Genomic DNA, 25,399 nt, shown 5'->3' with positions numbered 1-25,399 from the left:
ACGAGGGATCGGTGCTCGACGTTGACGAGGTCGTTGTTGCCGGGCCCAAGCCCAGATCCAGTGCGTAGCCGTACTTGCCTTGCGACGTGGAGTAGTACTTCACCTTCGCGGTGGGGGCGCCAACGACCAGCCTGCCTCCATCAATGGCCACCGCGCTGCCGAATGAGCCCCCCAACGAAGTCCCGTTGATGGAAGCGGCTTGAGCCCAGGTGCCATCCGACTGACGCTGGAAGACATAGACGTAGTCCGCCAGCGTCCCGACAACGAGCCTGCCACTGATGGCATCCAGATCCATGTCGATGCCGAAGCTTGCAGTCCTTCCGGACACCCAGCCATTGAGATTGGCCGAGGGCCGCCAGTAGAGGCCTTCATTGACGAAAGTGCGGATGGTTGACGCCGCAGCGTCCGCGACCAACAACGTGCGTGACTTGGCGTCATACAACATCATCGAGGTGGGATCCACCACCGGCAGGGTTTCGGCCCAGAGAGGATACGTCGTGGGATCAGGGACAGCTCCCGTTGTGGTAAAGGTGCGCACGGCCCCGACGTCGCTCCGGGAGCTGTCATTGTAACCCGGGATACCGCTCATCGTACGACCGGCACCGGTGACCGTATCGTGCCAGATGGCCACCGCCGTTCCGAAATAGTCATTCGCCGTCTGAACGTCAGCCTGAAGACGGCCCGAACCGGACGATCCCGAAGCCCGTGTCCAGCTTGAGCCGTTGTCGCCGGCCGTCCAGTTGTGCAGTTCGTAGAAGACATAGGCGGAGCCGGTGTTCAGGCTGGAACCGTTGGTGTGATTCGGCGCTCCGACGACCACATACTGGCTGTCCAACGCAACGGACGCACCAAAATGGTCGCCCGTCCTCGCTTCGGTGGCGGCTTCGGCGTCCGGCAGTCCGCCTTCGGCTGTCAGCCGCGCCACCACCACCCATCTGCTGCTGACGTAGTCAAAGACGAACGCGCGTCCCTGCTGGGCGTGCGTCGTATCACCAGCGTAAGCAGCAGGACCGTTCCATAGCGGTGCGCCCACCACGATGCGGTTGATTAAAGCCGCCGTGGGAGTTCCATTCTGGTATTCCGGCTGGGAAGTCGCCGCCACCGCTGCGCCGAAACGCTCGCCGGCCTGTGCAGCCGTGGCTGTCAGGATGGTCGATTGCCGGGTCCAGAAGGAATACACATAAACACGGTCCTTCGAAGGCGCGCCTATGACGGCGATGTCATTGGCAGCGGAGGTCAGGCCAAAGTGGCTGACTCCGAAGTTCCCGGCTAGAGCCACGGAACTGCCGAAATCACTGCTGTTCACCGAGAGAAGGCCGTTCTGCCACCAGTTCCCGCTGGTCAAGCCGTAGAAATACACGACCCCTGTCGTCGTCGTCGTTCCGGACACGCCGGGGGATCCTACCAGGATCTGGTTGCCACGAACCGCCACTGACGTACCGAAGTAACGATCTGCACCAGGGGAGGCGGCCAGCAGTTTCTGCGTCTGAATCCATGCTCCATCGGACCCGCTGCGCTCAAAGACGTAAGCGGCGCCGTAGTTCGTTCGCTTCAGTTCGTCCTCCGCCTTGACCGTGGCCGGCACATTGAGGATCACAGCCTGACCGCCGCGGGTCAGCGACAGCTGGATGACGTTGCCCGACACAACTTTGACAAAGTAGATGAAACCGTCGATCAGGCCCATCGAGTCATTGCCTTCACCCTTCTGATAGAGAACCGCCTGTCCTTCGGCGAGAGCAGATCCCGAATAGGTGATGGAGTTGGCTGCCGAAACATTGACCTTCGTCGAAGGATTGAAGGTCGACGTGGGAGCATTGATCGGCGTGTCTCCGGGCGCTCCAACGACCAGGCGATTGCCATCGATGGCAACAGAGGCTCCGAAGTCGCCGCCGTAATTCGGTCCCAGACCCAGATCGTTCGGCTGCAACCGTGCCTTCTCGATCCAAGCGCTGCCATTCCACTGATAGACCAGCACCATGCCGTCGGGCAGATCTCCAATGACCGCTCCACCCACGGTGGCTTTCGCACCTACGACCATGGTCGAACCGTCGTCACTCACTGCAATTGACCTGCCGGTCAGGCGCGGGTCGAGTGCCGGATTGTCGAGCACGAACTGTTCTTTCTGCGTCCAGGTCACGACACCTTCCACGGTCAGCGTGTGCAGTTGCAACTGCTGCCGGGTGACATTGGCCAGCTGGGCGCTGTCGATGATCAGATTGGCGGCCAGGTCCGGGGTGAGCATCCTGAAGTCAGGGAAGCCGTGCACGATCAACGGCTCGACGCCGCTGAAGGAAAGCAGATTGCCCGAGACCAGCACCGTTCCACCGCCTGGCAGGCTGCTGCTGGGCTGATAAACCGCACCTGTCGCATAGCCGTCACCGGCAATCCGCAGGCTGTCACCCACACCATCGGCCGTTTGCGTCTGACCATTGAAGAGCAGCGAAATCTTTGCCGCAGGCACACCAAGCAGAAGCTGCGTGGCACCGCCCGTGGTGCCAGTGCCTGCCTGATACTCGGCGCCGAATGTGATCACCAGTCCGGTGCCGGAGTGGAACACGCGGCTGCCATCGGACTGGGCGCTGATGCTGCGGATGTTCTGCCAGCCATCGGTGAATCCGGAACCGCCCACGTTCGCAAGTTCGACCGCCGTGATTGCAGTGTTGTTCCAGACGCGGAACTGCCAGTCAGTGCCGTTCCACTGCGTTTCGACATAGTAGGTGCCTGCTGTCAGCTCATGCGCAGAATCCACCTCGTCCGGCGCAAAGGTGACACCGGTGACGGTCTGTCCCAGAACGCCGTGCTTGGCGACCGAAACTCCGTTCACCTGCCCGATCGAATCAGCCGACAGCTCGAGACGGACCGCACCGACAATCGTGTCTCCTGAGGCCAGATACTGGCCGCTGAAGTCGATCACCAGTCCGCGATGCGAATCGAAACGGGAGACCAGAGGATTCTTCGCATCGGCAGTGCCGACGACCGGCAGGTTACTGATGTTTTGCCAGTTGGCCAGCAACCCGACTCCGGTGAGATCGCTCAAGTCTGCAACTGCAATCGGCGCTCCGGTGCTGTCAACGATACGGAACTGCCATTGCGAACCGCTCCACTGGGTTTGCACGAAGTAGGTTCCCGGCTGCAGGGGATTATGTCCAAGGAGGCCGGAGTCCGCACCGTTCCGGTCGAAAGTCACCTGCGTGACAGTCTGCCCCAGATTGCCGCGATCGACGATCGAGACACCGTTGAAATCCACATACGTGCTGTCGTCGCCGCCGCCGCCGTTGAGCACCAGCGTGTGACCGTTCGTCGTGCGCACGCCGTTCTCGACGTTGAACGTGTCATTGCCGTCTCCGGCATTGATCACGATATCACTTTCGAACGCGGCGCTGGTCAGTTGGATCACATTGCCTACCGGGGAAAGCAGATCCGGCGCCACGCCCGTGGTCGCCGCGTTGAGGCTCACCGCATCGCCGCCGACAGTCAGAGAAAGCTGGATCGCATTGGGATTTCCACCCACCAGCTTCACATAGTAGATCTGCCCGTCTTCCAATCCGAACGAATCGTTGCCAGCGCCCTTGTGGTAGGTCACCGCCTGATCTTCGGTCAGACCGGGGTTTGCCAAGAAAATGATCCGGTCGTTCAAATAGCTCACCGTGGATGCCGAGGGGGTGAACGAGGCGGCGTTGCTTGCAACGTTCCCCAACGAAACTGTGAGTTCGAGATTCTGACCGGGGAGACGCAACGACTGATCCGACGATTCACGAATGCTGATGTTGACGGGACGCTTCGAATCCTGAGCCAGCACCACTGTCGTGAAGGGCCTGCCAAGCGCATTTTCACCAAACACCTCGGTGAAGATGTCTGCCGAATCCACGATCGCATCCAGGTCCACCGGGAACAGATCCCGGAAACGTGTCTGGGTGAGCGCCAGACTGGTGGGAGTCGTGCTGGCGGTGTCGAGAATTGAGACCTTGTCGTTGCCTCCCTGGCTGTTGATCAGAACCGGAATGCCTCTGCGGCTGGGAGCGAGACCATCGGAAGTCAGGCCATACGTTTCAGCGAAAGTTGGCGCTACGACATCCTGCTGGAAGCCGTCCATCGAGAACAATCCGCCACCAAGCAGCGCTCCCAGGGTGATGGTGTCGTCACCGGAACCACTATTGACCGTGAAGGTCGAACTCGTGCTTCCGTCCGTGCTCTGCTCACGATGCGTGCCCTGAATGGTGAACACGTTGCCACCCTGGCCTCCGCTGAGCGCCACCGTTTCCTCACGGGAATACTGAACGATCACATTGCCGGCGCGCGTGATCGTCGTCGTGTCGATCTTGTTGGTGTAAACCGTGCCACCGGACACATAGGCATGCTCGAACACGGATCCCAGCAGATCCATGTGCGTCGAATCGACCACCGTGATCGTCCAGGTTCCATTGGCCTCGGTCGTGCCGCTCACACCTGCAATCACCGCCTGATCGCCGCTGAGAAGGCCTGCAGTTGAATCGACTGCGACCCGAATCAGCCCGTCTCCATTGTCAGTCACGCCGTTGACGGTCCGGGCGGATTTGTTCGTCGTCAGATTCCAATCATAGTCATTGGTCACCGTATAAACCTGAGCGCCCGTTGTGGCCTGATCGTTCAAGAACAACCGGTTGACCCCGGTCAGAAGCGGTCCGCCGTCGATGAACAGGCTGCCCGCGAGCGCATCCAACGTTCCTGTGTTCTCAGCGCCCAAAGTGGTGCCGACATAAACCGTATCGTATCCACGTCCGGTCTCGACCCGGACCGTCTGGCCGGCAGCGGTGGCGGGAACGTAGAATGTGTCGTCATTGGCACCGAGCTTGATCGTGACGGAAGGAGTTCCGAGGAACGTGACCGTGCCCGGCATCAGGCCTGTCACATGGTCGCTTTCCAACACTCCGGTTGTCATCTCATCATTGCCGGAATCGTCCAGGACGATGTTAGCGGCGCTCACTGTGACCGTGCCGGAGATATAACCAACACGCTGCGGCGTCGCCGGATGCAATCCGCTTCCCGTGCTGCCCAGCGTGACCGTCGTATTGGTGCCGCCATCCACCGTCGTCGCTCCACCAAAGGTGCTGTCCACCTGCAACACGTTGTCAGCGCCGGAGAGATGAACGTTCACCGTTTCCACGGAGCTGATCGTCGTTTCGCCGGAAAGGGTGATGAACCGCTGGGCATAGTAGATGGCGGCGGGCAGATCAGGCGTCACACCGGGAATTCTCGGCAGGATGCCTGGGTAGGCGTCTTCCAGCAGCAGACGGTTCAGGACAGGATTGCCCTCCGGATACTGGGAAATGAGCTGGCTCGTTTCAGGACGCAGAGCGACTCCGTCGAAACGCTGGGAATCATAGATCAATGCCCCGGCGATCAGGTTGTTGAGATCCTGAGCCAGAAGATCCGACAGCGGTGTCGTCACCAGCGAGAACAAATGGGCCGTCGTCTGACTGTCGAGGTCGATCACCGAACCTCCTGGAGTTGCGGACAGCTTGATCGTCGTCGCGTTGACAGACACGACGTAGTACGACTGGCCGTCCGTCAGGTGGGTCACTGGCGCGTTGCCGGCACCGGCGCGGTACACGATCTTCTGTCCATCGATGAAGTTGTGGTTGCCGGTGAAGGTGATCTGGTCGTTTTGCACGTGCAGGGCTGACGGATCGAACAATGCGGCAGGTGTCAGCGTATCCACCCCGGTTCCGCCGCCGGAGGAAACCAGCGTGACGGCGGTTCCACCGATGGTCGAGGCGAGCTGGATGGCGTTCACATTGCCGGAGACCAGTTTGACGTAGTAGATCTGGCCGTCGGTCAGCCCCACCGAGGCATTTCCAGCGCCCTGGCGATAGACCACCGCCTGTCCTTCAACCAGGCCAGGATCGGCTGTGAAGACGATGTTCTTGTTCCCAATGTCGAGCGTGGACTGGGCAAACGAGCGGGCGGTCGTCAGCGTGTCTATCTTCGTGGTCGCGAATCCGATGGACGAAAGCGGGATGAAGATGGCGCCGCTGGCATCCGCCAGAGATGCGGCCAGCTTGATCGTCGTGTCATTGATCTTGATGACGTAATAGACCTGACCGTCCGTCAGACCGCCGACATTCGTGACAACCGCCGTGCCACCGCTGTTGACGACGTTTCCGGCGTGGTAAACCACGGCCTGGCCGGTGATCAGGCCATGATTCGTGCCGAAGGTGATCTGATCGTTGAGCACGTTGTCCTGAGCGTTGAACAACACCGTGCTCTGCGAAACCAGCGAATCGGGTGTTCCTTCGCTCGGCGACGTCAGCGTCACCGGCACAGGAATGACGTTCTGTGCATCCGCAAGCGAGGCCGCCAGTTGAATGCTCGTGCCATCAACTGCGATGACATAATAAACCTGACCGTCCACCAGGCCGCCGATGGGCGCGTTTCCGATGCCGATGTGGTAAACCACCGCCTGGCCGGTCGTCAGGTTGTGCGGACCACTGAAGACGATCTTGTTGTCAGTGATCGTGGGCGACACGTTGATGATCACGCGGTTGTCAGTGTCGAGATGCGCGAGGGTCACCTGCGCCGTCTCGCCAATCAAGGAGCGGGAGACAGCCACCGGACTGCTGAGATCGTTCAGGCTGGCCACGAGGAACACGGACGTCGAATCGGTTCCGCTCACGTAGTAGACCGTGTCGTCCGTCAGGCCTGCCACCGGTGTGCTGCCGGGAGTGTTGACCCTGTAAACGATCTCTGCGCCCGTTTGATAATCGAAGAGAGCATTCTTGGTCACCGAGGAGAGACTGCTCACCAGATAGTTGTCGATGTTGCGCGTCGGATTCTGCAACTGGCTGGCGAACGACCGGAAGTCGATCAACAAGCGTTGGACATCATCCAACGAAGCCGATGTCGTCGTGATGTTTTTGATGGTGTAGCCAGCACCAAACACACCGTTGTGTGTTGAGATCATCTGGTTGGTTCCCGAACCCAGGCCGGTCATCGCGATCGCGGACAGTTGATTTCGGTTGAGATCACCGGGGGCAGGAGCGGCGGCAATTCCGTAAACGTTGAGGATGTCGTTGGTGCCGTCTTCGCCAAAGAATGCAATGATGCCGCTGACAGCACTCAGATCAGAACCATCGGCACCCACGTTGATCGTGTCATCACCGTCGCCACCGAAGACATAGATCTGAGTCGTGGCCCCCGCCCCGGTGATCCGAAGGTCATCATCCAGCGCGCTCAGTTTCAGCAGCAGGCTCGTTCCGCCGTTGGGGGTTGTGGTGTAATTGATGGCGCCGGCGTTGCCGATTCCGGTCACCTGGGCCGCCGTCACCAAGCCGCCCGTCAGAGCCGTCGTGCTGCCGGCGGCGCTGAGGTAGATTGCGTCCCGGGTTCCACCGTTACCGCCATCACCCGTGTTGATCGTGAGCGATGCCGTGATCTTCGTCAGATCACCCGAAGACAAGCGGCCGTCGGAAAACGGAAAGGCCAGGTCATCGCCACTGTCGTCATACACACCGTTGGCAACAAACAGCGAACGCGCCGCATTGCTGGAGACATAGTAACGGTTGGCTCCCGCTCCGCCGTTGACGGTCATCGAGGCAGGGACCACCGAGATGAAGAACCGGTCATCCCCGGCATATCCATTCACGGTGGTTGGCGCATTGATTCCCGCAGGATTGAGGAGATCGAAGTAATCCAGGTTGCTGCCGCCATGGATCTCAACGGCAGTCGCGGCGACATCACCAATGAGGGTCAAAATGGATCCCAGCGGATCCGGATCCTTCGGATCACCACTCAGCTGACCACCGCGGATGATGACTGTGCCGCCACCCGTGATCGATGTGCCCGCCGGCAGATTGAAATTGTCACCAGCGGAGGCCGACACACTGCCGGCAGTGGCAGTAATCTGGCCATGGGCGAGAGCGGGAGTTCCAAGCACGGCTCCCATAAATGTCTGACCGCCAGACGCGAGCACATTCAAATCTTCGTTCCCAAGCACCGAATCATGCACCGCAAGCGTCACATCTCCCGTCGGAGTCTGGATTTTGAGGACATTCACTGCGCCACTCATCTCCGTGAGATGGACACCCGCATTGGCCTCGGCCACCAGACGCCCGACTCCTGGCGCATACTGTTCGATCTGGAAACCGTCATTCGGGCGCTGACCGGTCCCGGCACCGAGGAATTCGATCGGATTCGATGCATCCCCGATCCGGCTTCCGGCAAACGTGGCGAGCAGGTCGATGTTCTGCCCCTGAATGTCCGCCGCAGAATCGCTTCCCGCTTCCAGAATCGATCCCTGCTGTGCGATCAAGACGACGTCCGAAACGCGCGAGAGCACCTGGTCGATGTTCATGTCGCCGGTCGTCTCAGTCAGATAGACACCGTTCATGGCGAGAGCGACCACTGCGCCCGTCGCCTGACTCGAAGAATTGATTTCCAAGAAATCGGTGGCCGAGCCGATGCCACCGTCGCGAGAGCGCAGGGCCACGCTGTTGCCGATGACCCACGGAGTCGTTCCATAGACATCGGTCGCCGGCACTTCGTTTGCGATATCAATGATTGACCCGCCAGTTCCCGTGGCGGCGAGAGAAACGTTTCCGGCCTCAGACCACACTTTGTCGATTCGGAAATCCCCGCTCAGTTCAGTCAACGTGATGTCTCCGTTGGTCACTGCCCAAAGTTTCCCGCTCGATCCCATGTCCGTTCTGGATGCGAAACCGACCCGTGAATCCGAAGGCAGCGGATGAGCGGCGTTGATGGTGATGTTTCCACTGACAGAACCGGCGATGAGCTGGTCGAACTGATAGGTTCCCGCAACCAGCGTGGACTTCGTGTAGTCAGGGAAGAACCGCGGATCCTTTGCGAGCGCGCTGCTGGTCACCTGAACCGCGGCACCGCCATTCACGACCCGATTGACATAGGCCGAGGAGGCATCGCTGGCAGGATCCACCTCCCGGACCACCGGCTGCAGCAGCAGGTCGATCTGGCCCGGAGTTCTGACGATGCCACCGAGGAAGACAGGATTCGTGATTCCGGTCTGACGCAGACTGCCGCCCAGGTTGAGGAACACATCGCCGCCTGCCGTGATATTCAGATCCGTCTGACCGAACGGCAGCACGAGATTCACATTCAAGCGGCTGGAACTCGTGCCAACAACACCTGCGACCTGAACATCGAGCGTCCGGGTCCAGATCGTGGGGACCTCCACCGTGCCGGCGGCGTTGTTGATGAAGCCGTTGACGGTGACGATCTTCGTGGTCCCGACCGGATTGTAGATCGAGTAGCCCTGCGTGCCTCCAGGCACCACGCTGCCAGCCGGCGCGTTCAGATAAGTGTTCGAGTTCGCGCCATTGTTGATGATCGTGATGTCAGTGGGAGGCACCGAACCGCCCACGGCAAATGTAAATCCTGAGGCGGACTCCGTGTTGAGGTTGATCGTCGGATGCGTGTTCGGATTCACCACCTGAATGCCATTGATGACGAGATCCTTGCCTGAGAGATTCGTGATGTCGACGGTGGTGAATGCTGTCGCAGCGCTGACCGTGCCCCCGGTTCCCGTGATGACGCCCTGAGGGGAAGTCTCTCCGTCAAAAGTCTGCGAGGCGCTTGTCGTAAACGTGATGGCGTTTGCAGGGTTCGTGTTGTTGACGATTGGATCCACCGACACGGTTGGATCGGTGACCGTCTGCCCCTGTCCCTTGCCTCCAACAGTGGCTCCGATCGCCGTGCTGATCAGTCCATTGGTCTCGACAACGATCTTCGGATTCGGCGCTGAGAGCACGGCGACATTGCCATTCCATTCGATCTTTCTCTGAGCGTTCAAAGCTCCCGTCTTGTCACCGTCTGAGCCGCTGCCGTTCTGCCAGGCATACTCCCTGGACGTCCGCGAGTAGGTCACGATGTTTTGGAGCGCGTTGACACTCACCACGCCACCGGAAACCTGGGCCCCAGCCGCGGCGACAACATCCGCGGTGCTTTGATAATTGATCTTGGCCTCGGCATTCGGAATGCCGATCACCGCATAGGCGGTGGCTTCGGCCGTAGAAGTGAGATTGATATTTTCGTGGTTGGAATTGATCGTCACCGTGTCCCCGGTGACGACAGAATTGGAGGAAAGGCTGACCAAAGTCTTGTCATGAATCGTCATCAGCGCATTCGCCGTCGCCCCCGAACCCGCACCGTCGGCCTCCTCGTCAGCGCTGTCGACCAGGTTAAGCCCCGTCACTCTGGCACCGACGGTGACCGCTCCACCTTTGAGAAGGGCGCTGCTTCCAATGTTCGTGGTGGTGGCGGCGGGCGTCGTCGCCGAACCCAGGTTGAGTGTTGTCGTGTTGGTTGACACCGCCACACCACCGCCGGCCGTGACTGATGAGTCTGCGGTGGCCGTGACGTCGCTGAGCGACTCAACGCGAAGGGCTCCCTTGGTCGTCAGCGATGCGGAACTTCCGATGTCCACCGTGGAGGAATGGGACACCGTGGTGGTCACTGTGGCATCCGCCACCGCCACGAGGCCACCGCTCACTCCCCTGCCCTTTGCATAAGCGTCGGAGGACGTGGTCGACAGGATGGTGATGCTTCCGGTTATCCCGGAATCATTGCCCGTCGCCTTGAGAACGGCGCTTGAACCGATGACAAGAGCGCTGGAAGGCGTGAGCGTGACGGTCGAATTCGACACGCCGACGGAAACTACGCCGCCGCCATCGCCTTCGGCAACGGCCCGGGCTTTCCCAATCGACTTCGACTCAACATCGAGGTCTCTGACCGCCGTAAGCTTCACTCTCGAACCGATCGTGGTCGAAACATTGGGGGTCGCAGTGACTGTGGTCGTAACCGAGGAAACCTCCACCAGGCCGCCGCCGGCGCTGCTGGCTGTGGACTCTGCCTTCCCGTCCGCAACGCCCGGCTGATCCGCACCGAGGACCGTAGTGAAGACGGGCGGCGTCACACCATGAACCGCACTGATTGTAATGTCCCTGCCGGCTGTGAGCTGGGCCTCGGCGAGCGCCATGACCGACACCGTCGGAACAAGGGTAACCGTGGCGTGCAGGTCCGTGACCGCGACAGCGCCACCGCCGGCACTCTCGTTGGTCGTGTCAGCGTCCGTTCTTGAATCTGCGATCACCGTGATGTCGTTCGTAACCTCGACGATGCCTCCGATCTTCACATTCACGGTCGGAGTCGTGTTCGCCACCACATTGGCAATGCCTACCTGGACAAGCCCCCCGCCCGCCGTGTCAGATCCTGCCAAGGTCCGGTCGTTGGCCGTCGCGCGGACGACGAGATTCTGCGCGCCAGAGCTTCCACCATTCGTTCCCGTCACATTGCCGGACATGAGGGCTTCCGTCGTGCTCGTATCCTTGGCGGTGGGCGTGCTGTTCTGCACATTAACTCCACCACCGCCGTAATTCACCGTGTTGGCGACCGCCAGATTATGAGATTCTGCCGAGACGGTGACGTTGCCGGATGCATTCGATGACGGAACGAAAATCGAAGCGCCTGCGTCCACCCTGGCACGGGTGATCGTGTTCACGATCGAATTGATGTCGAGATTGCTGACGGCGATGGCACCGCCGCCATCGGAGCGGCTGGTGGTATAGGCGGTTGCCGCGGACTGGGCCTGAATGGTAAGCGATCCCATGGACAACGTGATCTCAGCACCGGCCGGAATGGAAACCTCCGTGACCCGTTCCAGCTTGGCGTCTGTCTTCGCGTGCGACACTGCCACAGCGCCGACGCTGCCCACATTCGTGACCGGTGTGGCCTTGCTGGTGTCACTGGCGGTGACGGTAAGACTCGCCGCCGAAACCGTCGTTCGGCCGATCATTTGCGCCAGAGTCGAGCCTTTCACTGTGGCTTCTGAAAGCATGACGCCCACCGCGATAGCGCCACCCGCGCCGCCACGGACAAGCGGACTCAGCTCCTCCGACGATGTGGAAGTCACTGCCACCGCATGTCCGGTCGCTGTAAGAACGGCATTCTGAAGGTACGCATTGGTCGTGCCGGAAACCGTCGCCCTTGCGTCGAAGACAGCAACACCAGCCCCGATGGCCGCAGCAACAGCCACCGCGGTGGATGAGGTGTTGATGGTCGGATTCGAAGAGGCCGTGACGGAGATGTCTCCGGATGAGGCCGTGATCGTCGAACCGGTCACATAGGCGGAAACTTCATCATCAAACGTGTTTTCTCCAGTGCCTGCGGAAACACCGATACCCACAACGCCAACAGCCACCGCGAGGGAAAAGCCGTCGGCAGAAATCACCCCTATATCCAATGCAGAGATAGTCACTCCTCCGGCTGAGCCAACCACACTGCTGGAGATGTAAGCGGTCACGGTGTTCTTCAGCTTATTCACCGCCTCGAGAACTCCCACTGCCGCGGAGAAGCTGACTTCAGAAACCGCGACCGCGACTGCCGCAGCAAAAGTGGTGGAATCGATCGAGGCCGTTTCAGAAGCAACCACGCTTACAGACCCCGAAGCGGTGGTGGTCACGTTGTGAGCGCGGGCAATGAATGCCTCAACATCGTTCTGAATCACGTTCTCTGCCAGCGCAACACCGACGGCAATGGAGACAGCAGCTTCGCCACCCCAGGAAATGGCCACCGCAACCGCACCCGTCACCGCCTTGATGGAAGAAGAGTCGGTGGCTTGAAGCGTGATGCCACGTGCGTGAATGCCGGACGGGCCGTCTCCATCGATCTCGGCCGAAACGACAACGGCGATTCCATTCGTCGCCCTCGCCCCCGCCCCACTGGCTGCAAATCCGACACCGCTGGAGCCACCAACGGCAACAGCAAATGCGCCAACGAACGCGTCAATCGACTGGCTCGCCGTCGCTGCGAGGGTCAAACTTCCTCCGGTCGTGCTGACACTTGAGTTCAAAATCCTCGCACGCACTTCGGCGGGATTGTTCTTGGTGATGACGGCGGCATTCTTGATTCCAGCCGTTTCATCCTGGTTGGAGCCAATGAGGTTTCTGGCCACGGAGGCACCAATCGCAATCCCAACACCTGCGTCTTTGCCAACCCCGACCGCGACGGAAACACCAATGACCACGGCCGAGATCTGGGGTTCATACACGGAGAAATTGCCGAGAGCATCCTTGATGATGATCACGGAAACTCCTGACTTGCGGTCGGTCACCGACCACTCCACGCCCGTGTCATCATCCGGGTCGGTCGGGTTCGCACCCGTGTCCACCTTGCGAATCGTCACCGCCAGGTCATCTGGATCCGTGGACAAATCCACACCGGCTGCCAGCAGCTGGTTCCGAAGCGTGGTCTTGAACGTGTTGTCCGCATTGACGTCATTCGGATCGGGCGTGCCCTCCTTGTAGAGCTTGCCGCCGATCGTCGTGTCCGATTCAAGCATGTCCGTGGTGGCCGCGTCATCCAAACCGGCGGTGAATGACCCGACGGGTGTCAACGCATTCGAACCGGCCGATGAACTCGAATCAGCGGTGATCGACACGTTTCCAACGGCAGACACCACACTGTTATCCACCCAGGCGTTCGTCTTGGTGTTGATCACATTGGTGGACTCGGCACCTGCACCGCTGACTGAAAAGCCGACTTCCTTGGAGAGAGCCACCGCCACCGCAGCCGCGACCGAGACTGTGTGAATGGAAGAATGATCCGAGGCCGCCAGCGTGACGGCACCCGTGCTGACAAAGCCATCCGCGTTTTTGATCGAAGCTTCGATCCTGTTGCTGATCACGCTTCTGGACAGGGACACTCCGACAGCGATGGCAACTCCCGTTTCACCCGCCACTGACGCAGCCAGGGAGGCTCCGACGGTGACCGCCGTGATGGTGGAGGTGTCACTCGCCGCCAGCGAAACGTCTCCCACATGGATTCCCGCCGCGCTGTCGCCGTCGATGGCAGCCTGCACCCAGGTGGCCACCTCGTTGGTGGACCGTGCGCCGGCACCACCCAGAGAGACTCCCAGTTCGCTCTTGGCTGTGACTGCCACAGAACCCGCCACGACGGTCGCGGTAATCGTCGAATTGGACGTCGCTGTCTGGGTCAGGTTGCCTGACGTGGCGCTGATGCTGGAATTCTGCACGTAGGCGCGAACCTCAAACGGTGCCGTCGTGCCGTCGTCATTGATGGTTCCGATGTTGTTGCTGGCGATCGCCACGCCGATCCCCAAGGCAGCAGGCCCGCCGCTTCCGGACACCGCCAGTCCGACCACCACCGCCTTGACTGTCGAAGTGTTGGTGGCGGTGAAGGACACGTCCTTGCCGCTGACGACAGCGCTGTCCAGCAGATAGGCGTTGGCATTGCCGTGGATCTCATTGGTTGCACTGGCCCCGCCGCCGCTCAGCGCGAAGCCATCGTCACCCGTGGAAACAGCAATCGACGCCGCAACGCAGTACGCGATGATCGAACTCAGCTGTTTTGCCTCCAGCCTGATGCTGCCCGGCGCAGTTGTGACCACATCAGTCGAAGCGCTGATGTAAGCTTTGACGTCAGAGTTGATGGTGTTGTTGGCGATGGTCACACCGACCGTCAGCGTGACGTTCCTGCCCCGGGCGATGGAACCTCCGACGGTATAGGCCGTAATCTTGGCATTGTCTTGCGATGCGTAGAGGGAGATATCTCCGCTGGAATGAACGATGGAGTTGGTGACAAACGAATGGACGTGGGTGGTGATGTCGTTGTCCGTGACAGAGATGCCTACAGAAACGGCATTGTCAGATCCGCCGAACAGCCCCGCCGTCGCCAGCGCACCGGCCACGGCCATGATGTCGGAATCGTCCGTGGCCGACAAATTGACTGCGCCACCGTTGGCGAACACGCCGCGTGACGCATTGCTGTCCAGAATATAGGCCTCGGTGGTGCTGTTGATCGTGTTGCCGGAGCCGGAGCCCGCGCCGCTTCCCTTGAATCCGCTGCCACCTTTGCCATCGGCAATGGCCACACCGATCGTCCATGCGGTGATGGAAGGATCCGAATGCGCGGTGACCTCCACGTTTCCTGTGCTGGTGACCTTCGAATTGACGATGTAGGCCTTCGTCTCGCTGTTCGTATCATTCGACGCAGCAGAAACTCCTGCTGCAATGCCCGTGGCGCCAGACTTGGGAATCGAGAGCCCCGCCCCGCCGCCGTAAGCTTCGATCGTCGAGGTGTCAGTCGCCTTGATGCGGATGCTTGGAGGTGTGCTGCCGGTGCTCGTAATGCTGGCGACATCCTTGATGTAAGCGCTGGTGCGGTTGCGGATCCGGTTGATCGAAACCGAGCCACCAAGCGCGAACGATCCTGCGGCGGCACCGGCGACCGTGAGACTGAAGATCTGGCCCTGATAGGTCGCGAGGACATCGATCGATCCCGCCCGAACCGATCCGGTAATGTTTTCGATGGATGCGAGAACGACATTGTTGGTCGTCGAACCCGGATCATTCGGATCACCGCCAAGGTAGGTGTAGGCGACCGAAGCCCCGACTGCTCCGGAGGCACCCTTTGCCCTGAGGCCGGCAATGCTGATCGCACCGGTGATGGAATTGCTGGTGGAGGAGTCACTCGCGGTGACGCTCAGCTTGCCACCGGCATGGATGTCGTCGCCATTGTAGCGGAGAACGTCGGTGTTCTGGTCGGTGATGTTCTTGATCCGGGACTCCACATCGTTGTGAATCCAGTTCAGCGAGACCGAACCCGCACCGGCAATGTCATTGGCCCCGCCACCGCTCACAGCCAGCGCGGCGATCTGCGAATTCAACCCCGAAGGAAGCGCGGTCGGCTTGGCAAAAGTTGCATCAACAACGATGTCGCCCGAACCCGCGGTCACGATCGATCCGTCGATCAGCGCAGTAACCGTGTCGTGAACATTGTTGAAAGCAAAGGCGAACCCGATTCCCGCCGTGCCGCTCCAGGAAGCACCGATGTTACCAGCCAGTGTGGCGATGGAAGCCGTGTCACGCGCCAGAACTGAAACCGAACCGGCGGCACCGACGTCGGAAGCGGTCGTGATGCGTGCATCAACCGTGTTCTTGATGGTATTGACGGCAAACGAGCCCCCGATGGCGCTGCCTCCACCGGCCGCGACTGCTCCACCGACGACCACATTGATATTCCGGGCATCTTCCGTCGCACCGACTGTCACATTGCCTGCGGTCGAGCTGACTTTTGCCGTCTCGATTTTCGCCGCGACAGAATTACGGATGTCATTGACGCCGATGGATGCATTGGCCGCAAACGACTTGCCAAGCGACAGTCCCAACGAACCCGTCCCCGAATAAACACGCGAGGCATCGCTGGCGAGAACGCTGACATTCCCGACCGCGGTCACTGATTGTGAAACGCTGGTGTTGGAGATGTGCGCATCCACGTTCATGCGCACAAAGTTGAGCGAAATGGCCCCGGCACCCGACGCGCTCGTGCCACCGGCTCCAGCCGCGGTGACGCTCACGATCTGGCCGCTCGACATCGCAGGCAGCTGAAAGGAAAGGCCGGCGAGGTCAAAGCTGCTGGCACGCACCTGCAATCCCTGCGAAGCACCGCTCCCCGAGGAGGTCAGGAAGATCGGACGCTTGGTGGTCGAAGTCGCATCACTCACCGTTGCAGCAAGCATGATGGTTTTCGCGCTCACCCGGATGACGTAATACGTTTCTCCGTCGGTCAGACCGCCGATGCTCGTTCCACCGCCATTGCGATACACCACCGGAGCACCGTCCTGAAGGTTGTGATCATCGACGAATATAATTGTGTCGCTGGAGGCATTGTGAACGGTGACAGCCGACGTGCCGACGACCAGCAGGGGACTGGTGGAGGAAACTTGCAGTGTCTGGCTGCTGTTGCCGGTTGATGTCAGGCTCTTCGCTGTTCCGACCAGTGCGTCGTCCTGTGTTGCCGCCAGTTTGATCGTGTTCGCATCCACCTTGATGACGTAGTATTCAACTCCGTCGGTGAGTCCGGTGATGCTGGCGCCCCCGCCATTGCGATAGGTGATTGTGTCACCCGTCTTGAGACCGTGGCTGGCGAGCGTGATCGCATCGCTGGTCGTGACCACATTGGAGGTGACGACAGGTTTGGTGTCACCCAGCGCCGGGCTGCCGCTGGTGGGCTGCGTCGGATCATCGAATCCGGCCAGAACAGACACCTGGCCTCCGGCGATGACTTTCGAACTGTCGATGTAAGCTTTGACGTTGCTGGCGGTGGCCGTGTCAGAACCGGTGACAGTCACAGTCTTGATGCCTGAAGGATTGTCGTCTGCCAGCGCGGCACCATCAGCAATCGTGATGACATTCGGATCGGCATCGTCGGTGGAGGAACCAATGTAATTGTAGGCGAACAACGCACCGATCGCGTTGCCTTCGGCGCTACCGGCGATCGCCAGCGCGACAGCCACCAGCGTCGCGGATTCACTTCCCCTCACACTCACATCACCGAGCGTGGCTTCAACGGTCGAACTGATGATGTGGGCGTCCACACTGTTGGCGATCGAATTGATCATCAGGCCGCCGGTTCCACCGGCACTGGTGGTGCTGCCAGCTCCAGCCGCGCCAATTCCAACCAGCAGCGGCGTGGATCTTGCCAGCAGACTGACCGCGCCCGTCGCCGCCGTCACCGTGGAGCCGGAGATGACTGCCGAGACGTCGTTGCTAATCCGGTTCCAACTGATCGAAACTCCAACGCCTTTTTCCGTGCCACCAACAGCCAGCGCCCCTGTGACAGCGACCAGCGTGGGTTTGTCCACCGCCTGAACGGTCACGAACGAGCCGACCGAGACGGTTGAGTTCACACTGACATGCGCGTCGACGACATTCGTGAGAACATTGATGGCGCCCGAACCGGCAATCGAAGACTTGCGGGAACCAGCACCACCCAGGGCGACAGAAACAATGACACCGCGTTCTTCAGCATCCACGGTCAACCCGCCGCTGGAGGAACGCACGGTGGAGTTCTCGACGCGCGCCGTCACAGTGTCCTTCAGGACATTTACCGCGACCGCGATGCCATAGGCTGAGCTTTTGCCGATCGCAAATCCACCGGAGAAGCTGTAAATGGCCGCATTGTCGTCGGCGAGCACCTTGAAGTCTCCCGAAGAGTCGGAGGTGATGGTCGTGTTCAGCACTTCCGCGGTGACGATATTATAAAGCAGGCTGATCGAGAGCGTGCCGCCAATGCCAGTCCCATCCACGCTTCCGCCACCTGTGGCGACTCCCAGAGAACCTGTGACACTGACAATGTCGGCGTCCGTTCTGGCCTTCACATCAACCGTTCCGACATGCTTGAAATTGCTCAGCGTGTCGATGGTGGAAGTCGTGGTGTTGGTGATCTTGGCAAAGCCCACTCCGACTCCATAGCCGCCCTTGCCTCCAAAGGCTCCCGAACCACCAAGCTGAATCAGATTGGTGTCGTCATAGGCATCGAGAAGCATGGTCCCGTTGATGATGACCGCACCAGGGATGTTCGCGAGTTTGGTGCGCGTGGTGTAGTTCGTGAGCGTCACCCCGACGGATCCCGTGCCGGCCCTGCCATTCTTGCCCGTGGCCCCGCCCACCGCAGCCCCCATCGAAACGATCCATCCACCGCGAATGGCCGTCATGACCAGACCGCCCGCTGTCAACGAGGCAGCTCCGTCAATGAAGGCCTCGGTCACCCCGGCGATGTAATTGACACCGATCGCACCACCGATGGCGCTCGAGGACTTGGTCGGATCACCGGCACTGGCATAGGAGACTGCGCCGGCCAGCGAATTGGCGGTCGAGTCATTGGTCGCAGCGATCGAGAGCTTGCCGGACTGGACGGCACCCACGTTGCGGAAATAAGCACGTGCATTGTCGATCTCGACATTGACGACAATGGAGCCGGATATCGCGAGTGCATTCTTGGACTGGTTCGCAGGATCCTCGGCAGCGTCCGCAACCGGAGCCGGGGCTGCCGCGTCATCGCCTCCGCCTGGATTCTTGGTGCTCTTCAACTCCTTGAGCACGGCGGCCATCTTGCCCTGCCACTCGCTCAAAGCGGTGTCTGCCTCAGTGGTGCCGTTGGATCCGGAGGTGCCGCCGGAGCCGGCCGGCTGTTTGGAAGTGGTGGCTGGCGGATCGGCTGGATTGTTGGTGGCCTTCGCTCCCGCGATGGCAAAACCGCCGACGTATCCATGATTGGAGGCATTCAACGTGACGCCTCCACTTGAAGTGAAGAAGCCGGTGGCATCGATGGTGTCGTCACCCAGACGATTTCCGACAAACGCCTCCGTGTTGCGCAGCACGGTGTTTACCGCGACCGAAATGCCGACACCGGTCTGATCGGAAGTCGCAACGCTTCCGGCAACGGTGATCACGTACGCCGTGTCCTTCGCGCTGACGAGCACCGAACCGCCGTCGGCCTCCGTGTCGGCCAGCACCTTGCTGCCCACCGTCACACTTGCTCCGTTGGCAATCTGGGCGAGCGTCGTGTTGTCGAGCACGTTCGAAACGCCAACACCGATCCCTGAACTGGTGTCGCCTTTGCTGCCCGAACCACCAAGAACGACCGACAGATCGAGAGTATCTGCGACCACCTTGAGACTGTCGGCATAAGCGGTGACACCGTCCTCGATCAAAGCTGTGACGATGTTTTGGTAGTAGTAAACACCGAGGCTGGCGCCTGCCGCGCTGCCATCCTCCGCAGCCGACACGCCCAGTCCGGGCCCTTGGCGGTTCTGCTTCGTTAGCGGACCATTCATGTTCCAGGTGGCTTTGTCCGTGATGCTCGCATCCTTGCCAAAAAGCGCCTCAAAGGTGGTGCCTCCTGCGACCGGAGTCTTGAAGTTGCCGACCAGATTGATCGCTTGATTAACACTGTTGGCCTGCACGACAACACTTTGGTTCGTGGTGCGCAGTGCCAAGTCCTGGTTGATTTTTGCGCCGGTTTTGACCTTCGCACTCGCCGTCTGCCTCAGCACCAGGACTGCAGCCGAAAGGACTTTGGTGGCTTTCTGTCCGGTGGCAGAGGACTGGACCCAAGAATCAACAAGATTGTCATCCAGACCCAGGTTCTCATTCAGGTAGCTCGTAAAGTTGGCGAGGAAGGCGTTTGCCTGCTGTTTGCCTTTGCTGTCCACCGACTCCCATCGGGCAGTGTCAGCATAGTTCTCCTTTGTCAGATCAATCGAAGTTGGGATGACCCCCTTGAACCGGTAGCGACCGCCGAGCTCGCCCTTGCCGGAACCGGGGCTGTTTTTGAGATCCACCGTCTCATCTTTCGAGACCAGCGTCAGGCCGGTCATGGAGTTGTCATACGTGGCACTGACGTCCTGAGTGAACGGAGTGATCAGATTGACACCCCAAAGGGTGGTGGGATCGATTTGATTCAATGTTTTGGCTTCGACCGTCAGCGTTCCTCCGGCATCCACCTCCGCATCACCCGAAATGTAGGCGTTCGTCGTGTTGTTGAAGACGACGACTGCGATGCCGCCACCGACACCATCATCCGCGACAGTAGCACTGGAACCGTCTGCGACCTCCTTGTCCGGGTCCAGGTAGGTGTTGTTTGATTTTCCCACTGCGGAAATATCCGGACGGCTTTCCAGCCTGCCTTTCACGGTGATATCGCCATTTGCCTGCACGTCTGCTTTTGCAGAGCCGTCCGTCGTCACTCCGTCACCGATGCGCGCCTCGACAGTCTTGGTGTAGATCTCCAGCGCGACTCCAATGGTAATGTCGCGATTCTTGCCGGGAGCAGTGAGGATATTCGGCATCTTGGATTTAATCTTCTCGGCCATTTTTGCACCCCATGCTTTGAGCTGGTCGAGCTTGGCCGTCACCTTTGGGAATTTGCTCGCCGCCGCCGATCCTCCGGCCAGAGCGGCGTTCTTTTGCATGTCCTTGCTGAGAAGCTGCCAGTCTGAAAGGAAGTTGCCAGTGGAAGACTGGCCAACGGCAGCGTAGGCCTTGACACCTTTGACCACCTGGGGCGCGTTGAGACCGGGAACGTAGCCGAGCAGTCCCACATAGTTCGTGATGGACTCTTCCGACTCGTGCGACTCGACGGTGATTGCTCCCGTCACCGTTGCCGTGCCGTCCAGATAAGCGTTGGTGTAACTGTGCTCGAGGCTCAGCGCAAACGCCACGGCCTTGTCGCCATCCAATCCCAAGACCGCCTGTGAGAGAACACGAACTCGGTCCACCGTTGCGGCCGCTATCCTCAGGTTCCCACCGACGGTCAAATGCGCCTTATCGGTCACCAAGGCATCCGTATGAGAGTTGATGATCGAAACAGCCACTGTAAGGCCGGAGCCGTCTTCCTTGATCACCACCGCCACTGTGTCTGACGTGTTGAATGAGTTTGCGCTGATGGTCAGATTGCCCGCGGTGGTAATCGAACCGTCCACTTTGACTCGCGACGTGGTGTCCACCAGGCCCACGGACACTCCCAGCATATAAGTGATCGGCTTGGGTTTGACACGGGCGTCGGCATTGGACGTTGCGACGAAGTTGGCCGCTTCGATCGTGGCCCCTGCACCGATGTCAATGGTGGCAATGGACGTAGACTCGGAGACCGCAACAATCGCGGACAGCCCTCTGATCACATCAATGATCTGCTGCGTAATAGAATCGACGCTGGACCCGAAATCGATCCCCGACAGGGCGGAATCACGTTCCGTAAGCGCCGCGGATGAACGCTGGGTGATCGCGGTGGCCCCGATGGTGACATCGCCTCCCTTGATCTCAGCGTTGTCGATCTTGATCGTGGTCTCGCTGAAGTTGCCATTGTAGAAACCGACTCCAAAAGTGAGCTTGGTCTGGTCCACCCCGATGATGGAGATCGTGCCGTCAGTTCCCCCGGTCGCTGCTTTTGCCAGAATCTTGGCTCCGCCGTCGATAGTGATGTATCGGCCCTTCAAAGTGATGTTTCCGGCCACGGCCGCTGCCGCCGACCCTGCAGACCCGAGCGCTGAATCAATGGTGTGCCCGTTCAAATTGATGCTGCTGGCGACGATCTCGATGCTCCCGCCCGCGGTGTAGAGGTCTTCGGTGATATTTCCGTTGGTCAGCTCCTGGGTCGCGGCAAGCCCGACCCAAGTGATCCATCCAAGGTCAGTCTGGGCAACTCCGTTCGTCCCAAGAATCACCACCCGATCACCCGCCCCGCCGCCGGCACTGACTGTCACATGATCCACTCCGGCAGTGAGGCCGGACACATCCACCAGGAATCGGTCATCAAAGGTTGTGCCGCGAACCGTATCGGCGCCGCCACCGTTTGCCAGAATCACCGAGCCCACCGTGAAAGCCGATGCATCGATGATGTCCACCGCCTGTGTGCCGGTAAGGATCGCGTGCGTGATGCCTGACAAGGTGTCCGTTCCTTCACTGCCTATCACCAGACTGATGTTGGTAAGCGTAAAGTTCGCCGCGACCAATTCAGCGCTCCGTGACTCGACCAGTGTGTCTACGCCGCCGCCGCCGATGATCTGGTCCGCTCCAGCACCGCCTGTGAAGACATCGTCCCCCGTCGTCCCGGTCAGCACGTCTTCACCGCCTGCTCCATCCAAAACAACCCCGCCACCGATGAATGCCGTTCCTTCCAATCCGGTGGAAGTACCCGTCCCCAAAATGCCGAGATCGGCCGCGGCGGTGGAACCGGTCGCCGCAGTGATGCTCATGGAACCACCACCACCCGAACTGTCGGTAATGACGATGGCAGATCCTGCGGCGTTCAGAGCGGCGGCCAGTTTGCTGTTCGCATCATGGATCGCATCAAACACATCCTGCAGTGTCACCACCGTGCTGAGATAAACGTCTGTTGTCGTACCGTCGGAAAGGGTGACCGTGAAGTCCGCTTTGTTGTCGAACGTCGCCACTCCCGCACCACGATTGAGGAATGAGAGCTCCGTCAGTGCACTGATTCCTGAGAAGCCGCCGGCATCGATGACGTTGCCTGACGCTCCGCCAGTGAGTTCGGCCAGCTCGATACTATAAAGACTGTCGATGCCTTCCGAACCGATTGTGAGCGACGAGTTCGTAAGCGTGAAGTTCGCATCCCGGGTCTCCACCACCACGTCGATGCCGCCACCGCCGATCAGAGTGTCCACGCCTGCACCGCCGGTCATGCGGTCATTCCCGTCGCCTCCAAACAACGAATCGTTGCCCAGACCGCCAATCAGAACGTCATCACCGTCGTCACCATAGATATACGAAGCCCCGGAGAATCCACCTGCGTCCATCAGATTGTCACTTGCGCCGCCAAGCAGGAGGGCCACCTGGATGTTCGCGAGGGTATTCACCTGCTGCACACCGGCGGTGGTCGTTCCGGCTGTGACCCCGCCTCCAACCAGATTGCTGACTGTCGCCAGCTGCGTCACCGATTTCCCGGCCTGATTGCCCACAAACTCGATCGTCCAAGCCCCAACGACCCCGCCGATGATGACATCCTCAGGTCCGAACGCATCCAACCCCGTGAGCGCCGCTTTGAATGCATCCAGAGTGGCATCGAAAGCAATCGCCGTCGTGGTCTCACCTTCGAACGAGATTTTGAAAGTTCCCCCGGTCACACCGCCGGCCACGGTGACTGTCTGAACGGCGTTGCCCCCTTCCCCCATGTCCAAAGTGGAGTCAGTGAGAATGAACCGCGCATTTCCCACCTCGACCACCGTGTTCACACCGCCGCCCCCGTCCAGAGAATCGATCCCGTCGCCTCCGGTCAGAACGTCGTCTTGGGACCCGCCTCTCAACGTGTCGTCCCCACCGGCTCCATCGAGTCTCACGCTCCCCAGTGTGAATGCGCTCGCATCAAGAATGTTGCCGCTGTCCCCACCGGTCAGTTCCGCCTTTACCACTCCAGAGAGATGATCGACAGCACCTCCAAATGTCAGGATCGAGTCGGTCAGCAGGAAGTCCGCATCCGCCGACTCCACCACGGTGTCGATCCCGCCTCCACCAATCAAGGTGTTCGTCCCTGCACCACCGGTCAGTCGATTGTCATTGGCGTCGCCGGTGATGGAATCGTCGAAATCTGACCCGACGATGTTTCTGAAACCAGTGATCGTCGAGAATCCGGTCGCAGCTTCTGTCGAGAGGTCGACCGAGATGGCTAACGCGTATTTGGAGTAATCGAGAATGTCATCGATACTGGACGACACGAGTTTCTCGAACCCCTCGAAGGTGACTCCCTTGGTCCTGCCCGCGCCGGCTGCCGAAATGGTCCAGGTGCCAGCATCAGTCGCTCCAACAATCGTGTCGCCGAGCACGCTGGAACCACCAATGACGTTTGAAATGCCAGTTGCCCCCGCTGTGCCGGTGGCCGTCTGAGCCCCGACGTCAAAACTGACCGGCGTGCTATAAAGGCTGTAGTCGAGAATATCCCCAAAGTCTCCCCGTCCCGTGATCGTCCCCGCCAGTGTGGCGCCGTCTTGGAACACATAGCGGTTGATCCCTTGGCCACCGATGAGTTTCTCAACGTTGCTGGCATGAACCACATTGAGAGGATTTGAGTCGTCGGTGACGACGATGCTGCCGTCCGCGTTGATCGTAAAGGTCAGGTCGGCTGTGACCGCCGAGAAGTCGAGTGTGTCAGTCCCGGCGCCTGAAGCCTCGACGACTGTGTCGTTGCCAAAATTGTTCACGAAAACATAGATGTCGTCCCCGGTCAGGCCTGTCAGAGACTCATTTCCCGTTTTCCCGGCGACCGCGTCCGAACTGGCGCTGGTCAGGGTGTCCCCATTGATGGACCCCAATTGAAACCCAGCCTCGCCGCGCGGCGTGATGGTGGTGGCTCCGCTGAATTGGACGAGGCCGGTACCGGTCCCCACCCGAAGGGTGCCGGTGTCAGCGGATGTGAAACTCCAGGCCCCGCCCGCCGCAGGTCCTGTCAGGGTGTTCGAACCCGCCCCCAAATTCAGCGTGACGCTGACCGAATTCGTGAGTCCCAGTCCATCCAGATCGACCGTGTCATTCCCATTGCCCGTCTGAATCGTGAGGTCCAGAAGTCCCGAGGCGACCAAGGCCGAGGTCAGGTGAATTTGATCCTCATTGGCGGCAACCTGGTCATTGCTGCCCGTGTCGATGACGAAGTGAAGGAAGTTGTTAAAGGTGACCGACTCGAAGGCCACTCCACCACTTGTTCCCGAGATTCGATTCTGACCAGCCGCGGGACTGTCAATGGTGATAACATCATTCCCGGCGCCGGTGGAGGAAGTCGTAAAGGTAAAGGTTCCATCTCCGTCACCCGTGCCGTCAACGATGACCGGCTCGAGTCCCGTGAAAGTGATCCGGCTGGAACCGGACGTGACCACCCCGTCCCCAAAAACAACACCCGGCGTGTAGCTTCCATTGGTCGCGCCTGCGAGTGTCAATGTGTCATAGCCGCCAACACCGCCGTGGAAGATCACATCCAGAGGGACATCCCCTCTCGACAGGTCCACGTGCAGCGTGTCGTCGCTTTCATCGCCACCTTGGATTATCAGGCGGCGAATCCCCTGCTCGTGGAGGAAATCGGGGCGCAA

At 59.9% G+C, this 25,399-nt stretch carries 1 protein-coding gene (cut by a window edge); it reads right to left on the bottom strand.

What is annotated here, in order from left to right; all coding sequences use genetic code 11:
- Nucleotides 1-25,399, bottom strand: the 5' portion of a protein-coding gene (locus tag KDL09_RS21515; RefSeq protein ID WP_294389691.1) for a hypothetical protein. 9,044 nt of this gene lie to the left of the window's left edge; only the first 25,399 of its 34,443 coding nucleotides appear in the window; it begins with the start codon at nucleotides 25,397-25,399; its stop codon lies off the left edge, out of view.

The organism is Prosthecobacter sp. (assembly GCF_020439865.1).
Classification (GTDB): Bacteria; Verrucomicrobiota; Verrucomicrobiia; order Verrucomicrobiales; family Verrucomicrobiaceae; genus Prosthecobacter.
This window is presented reverse-complemented; position numbering and strand designations above follow the sequence as displayed.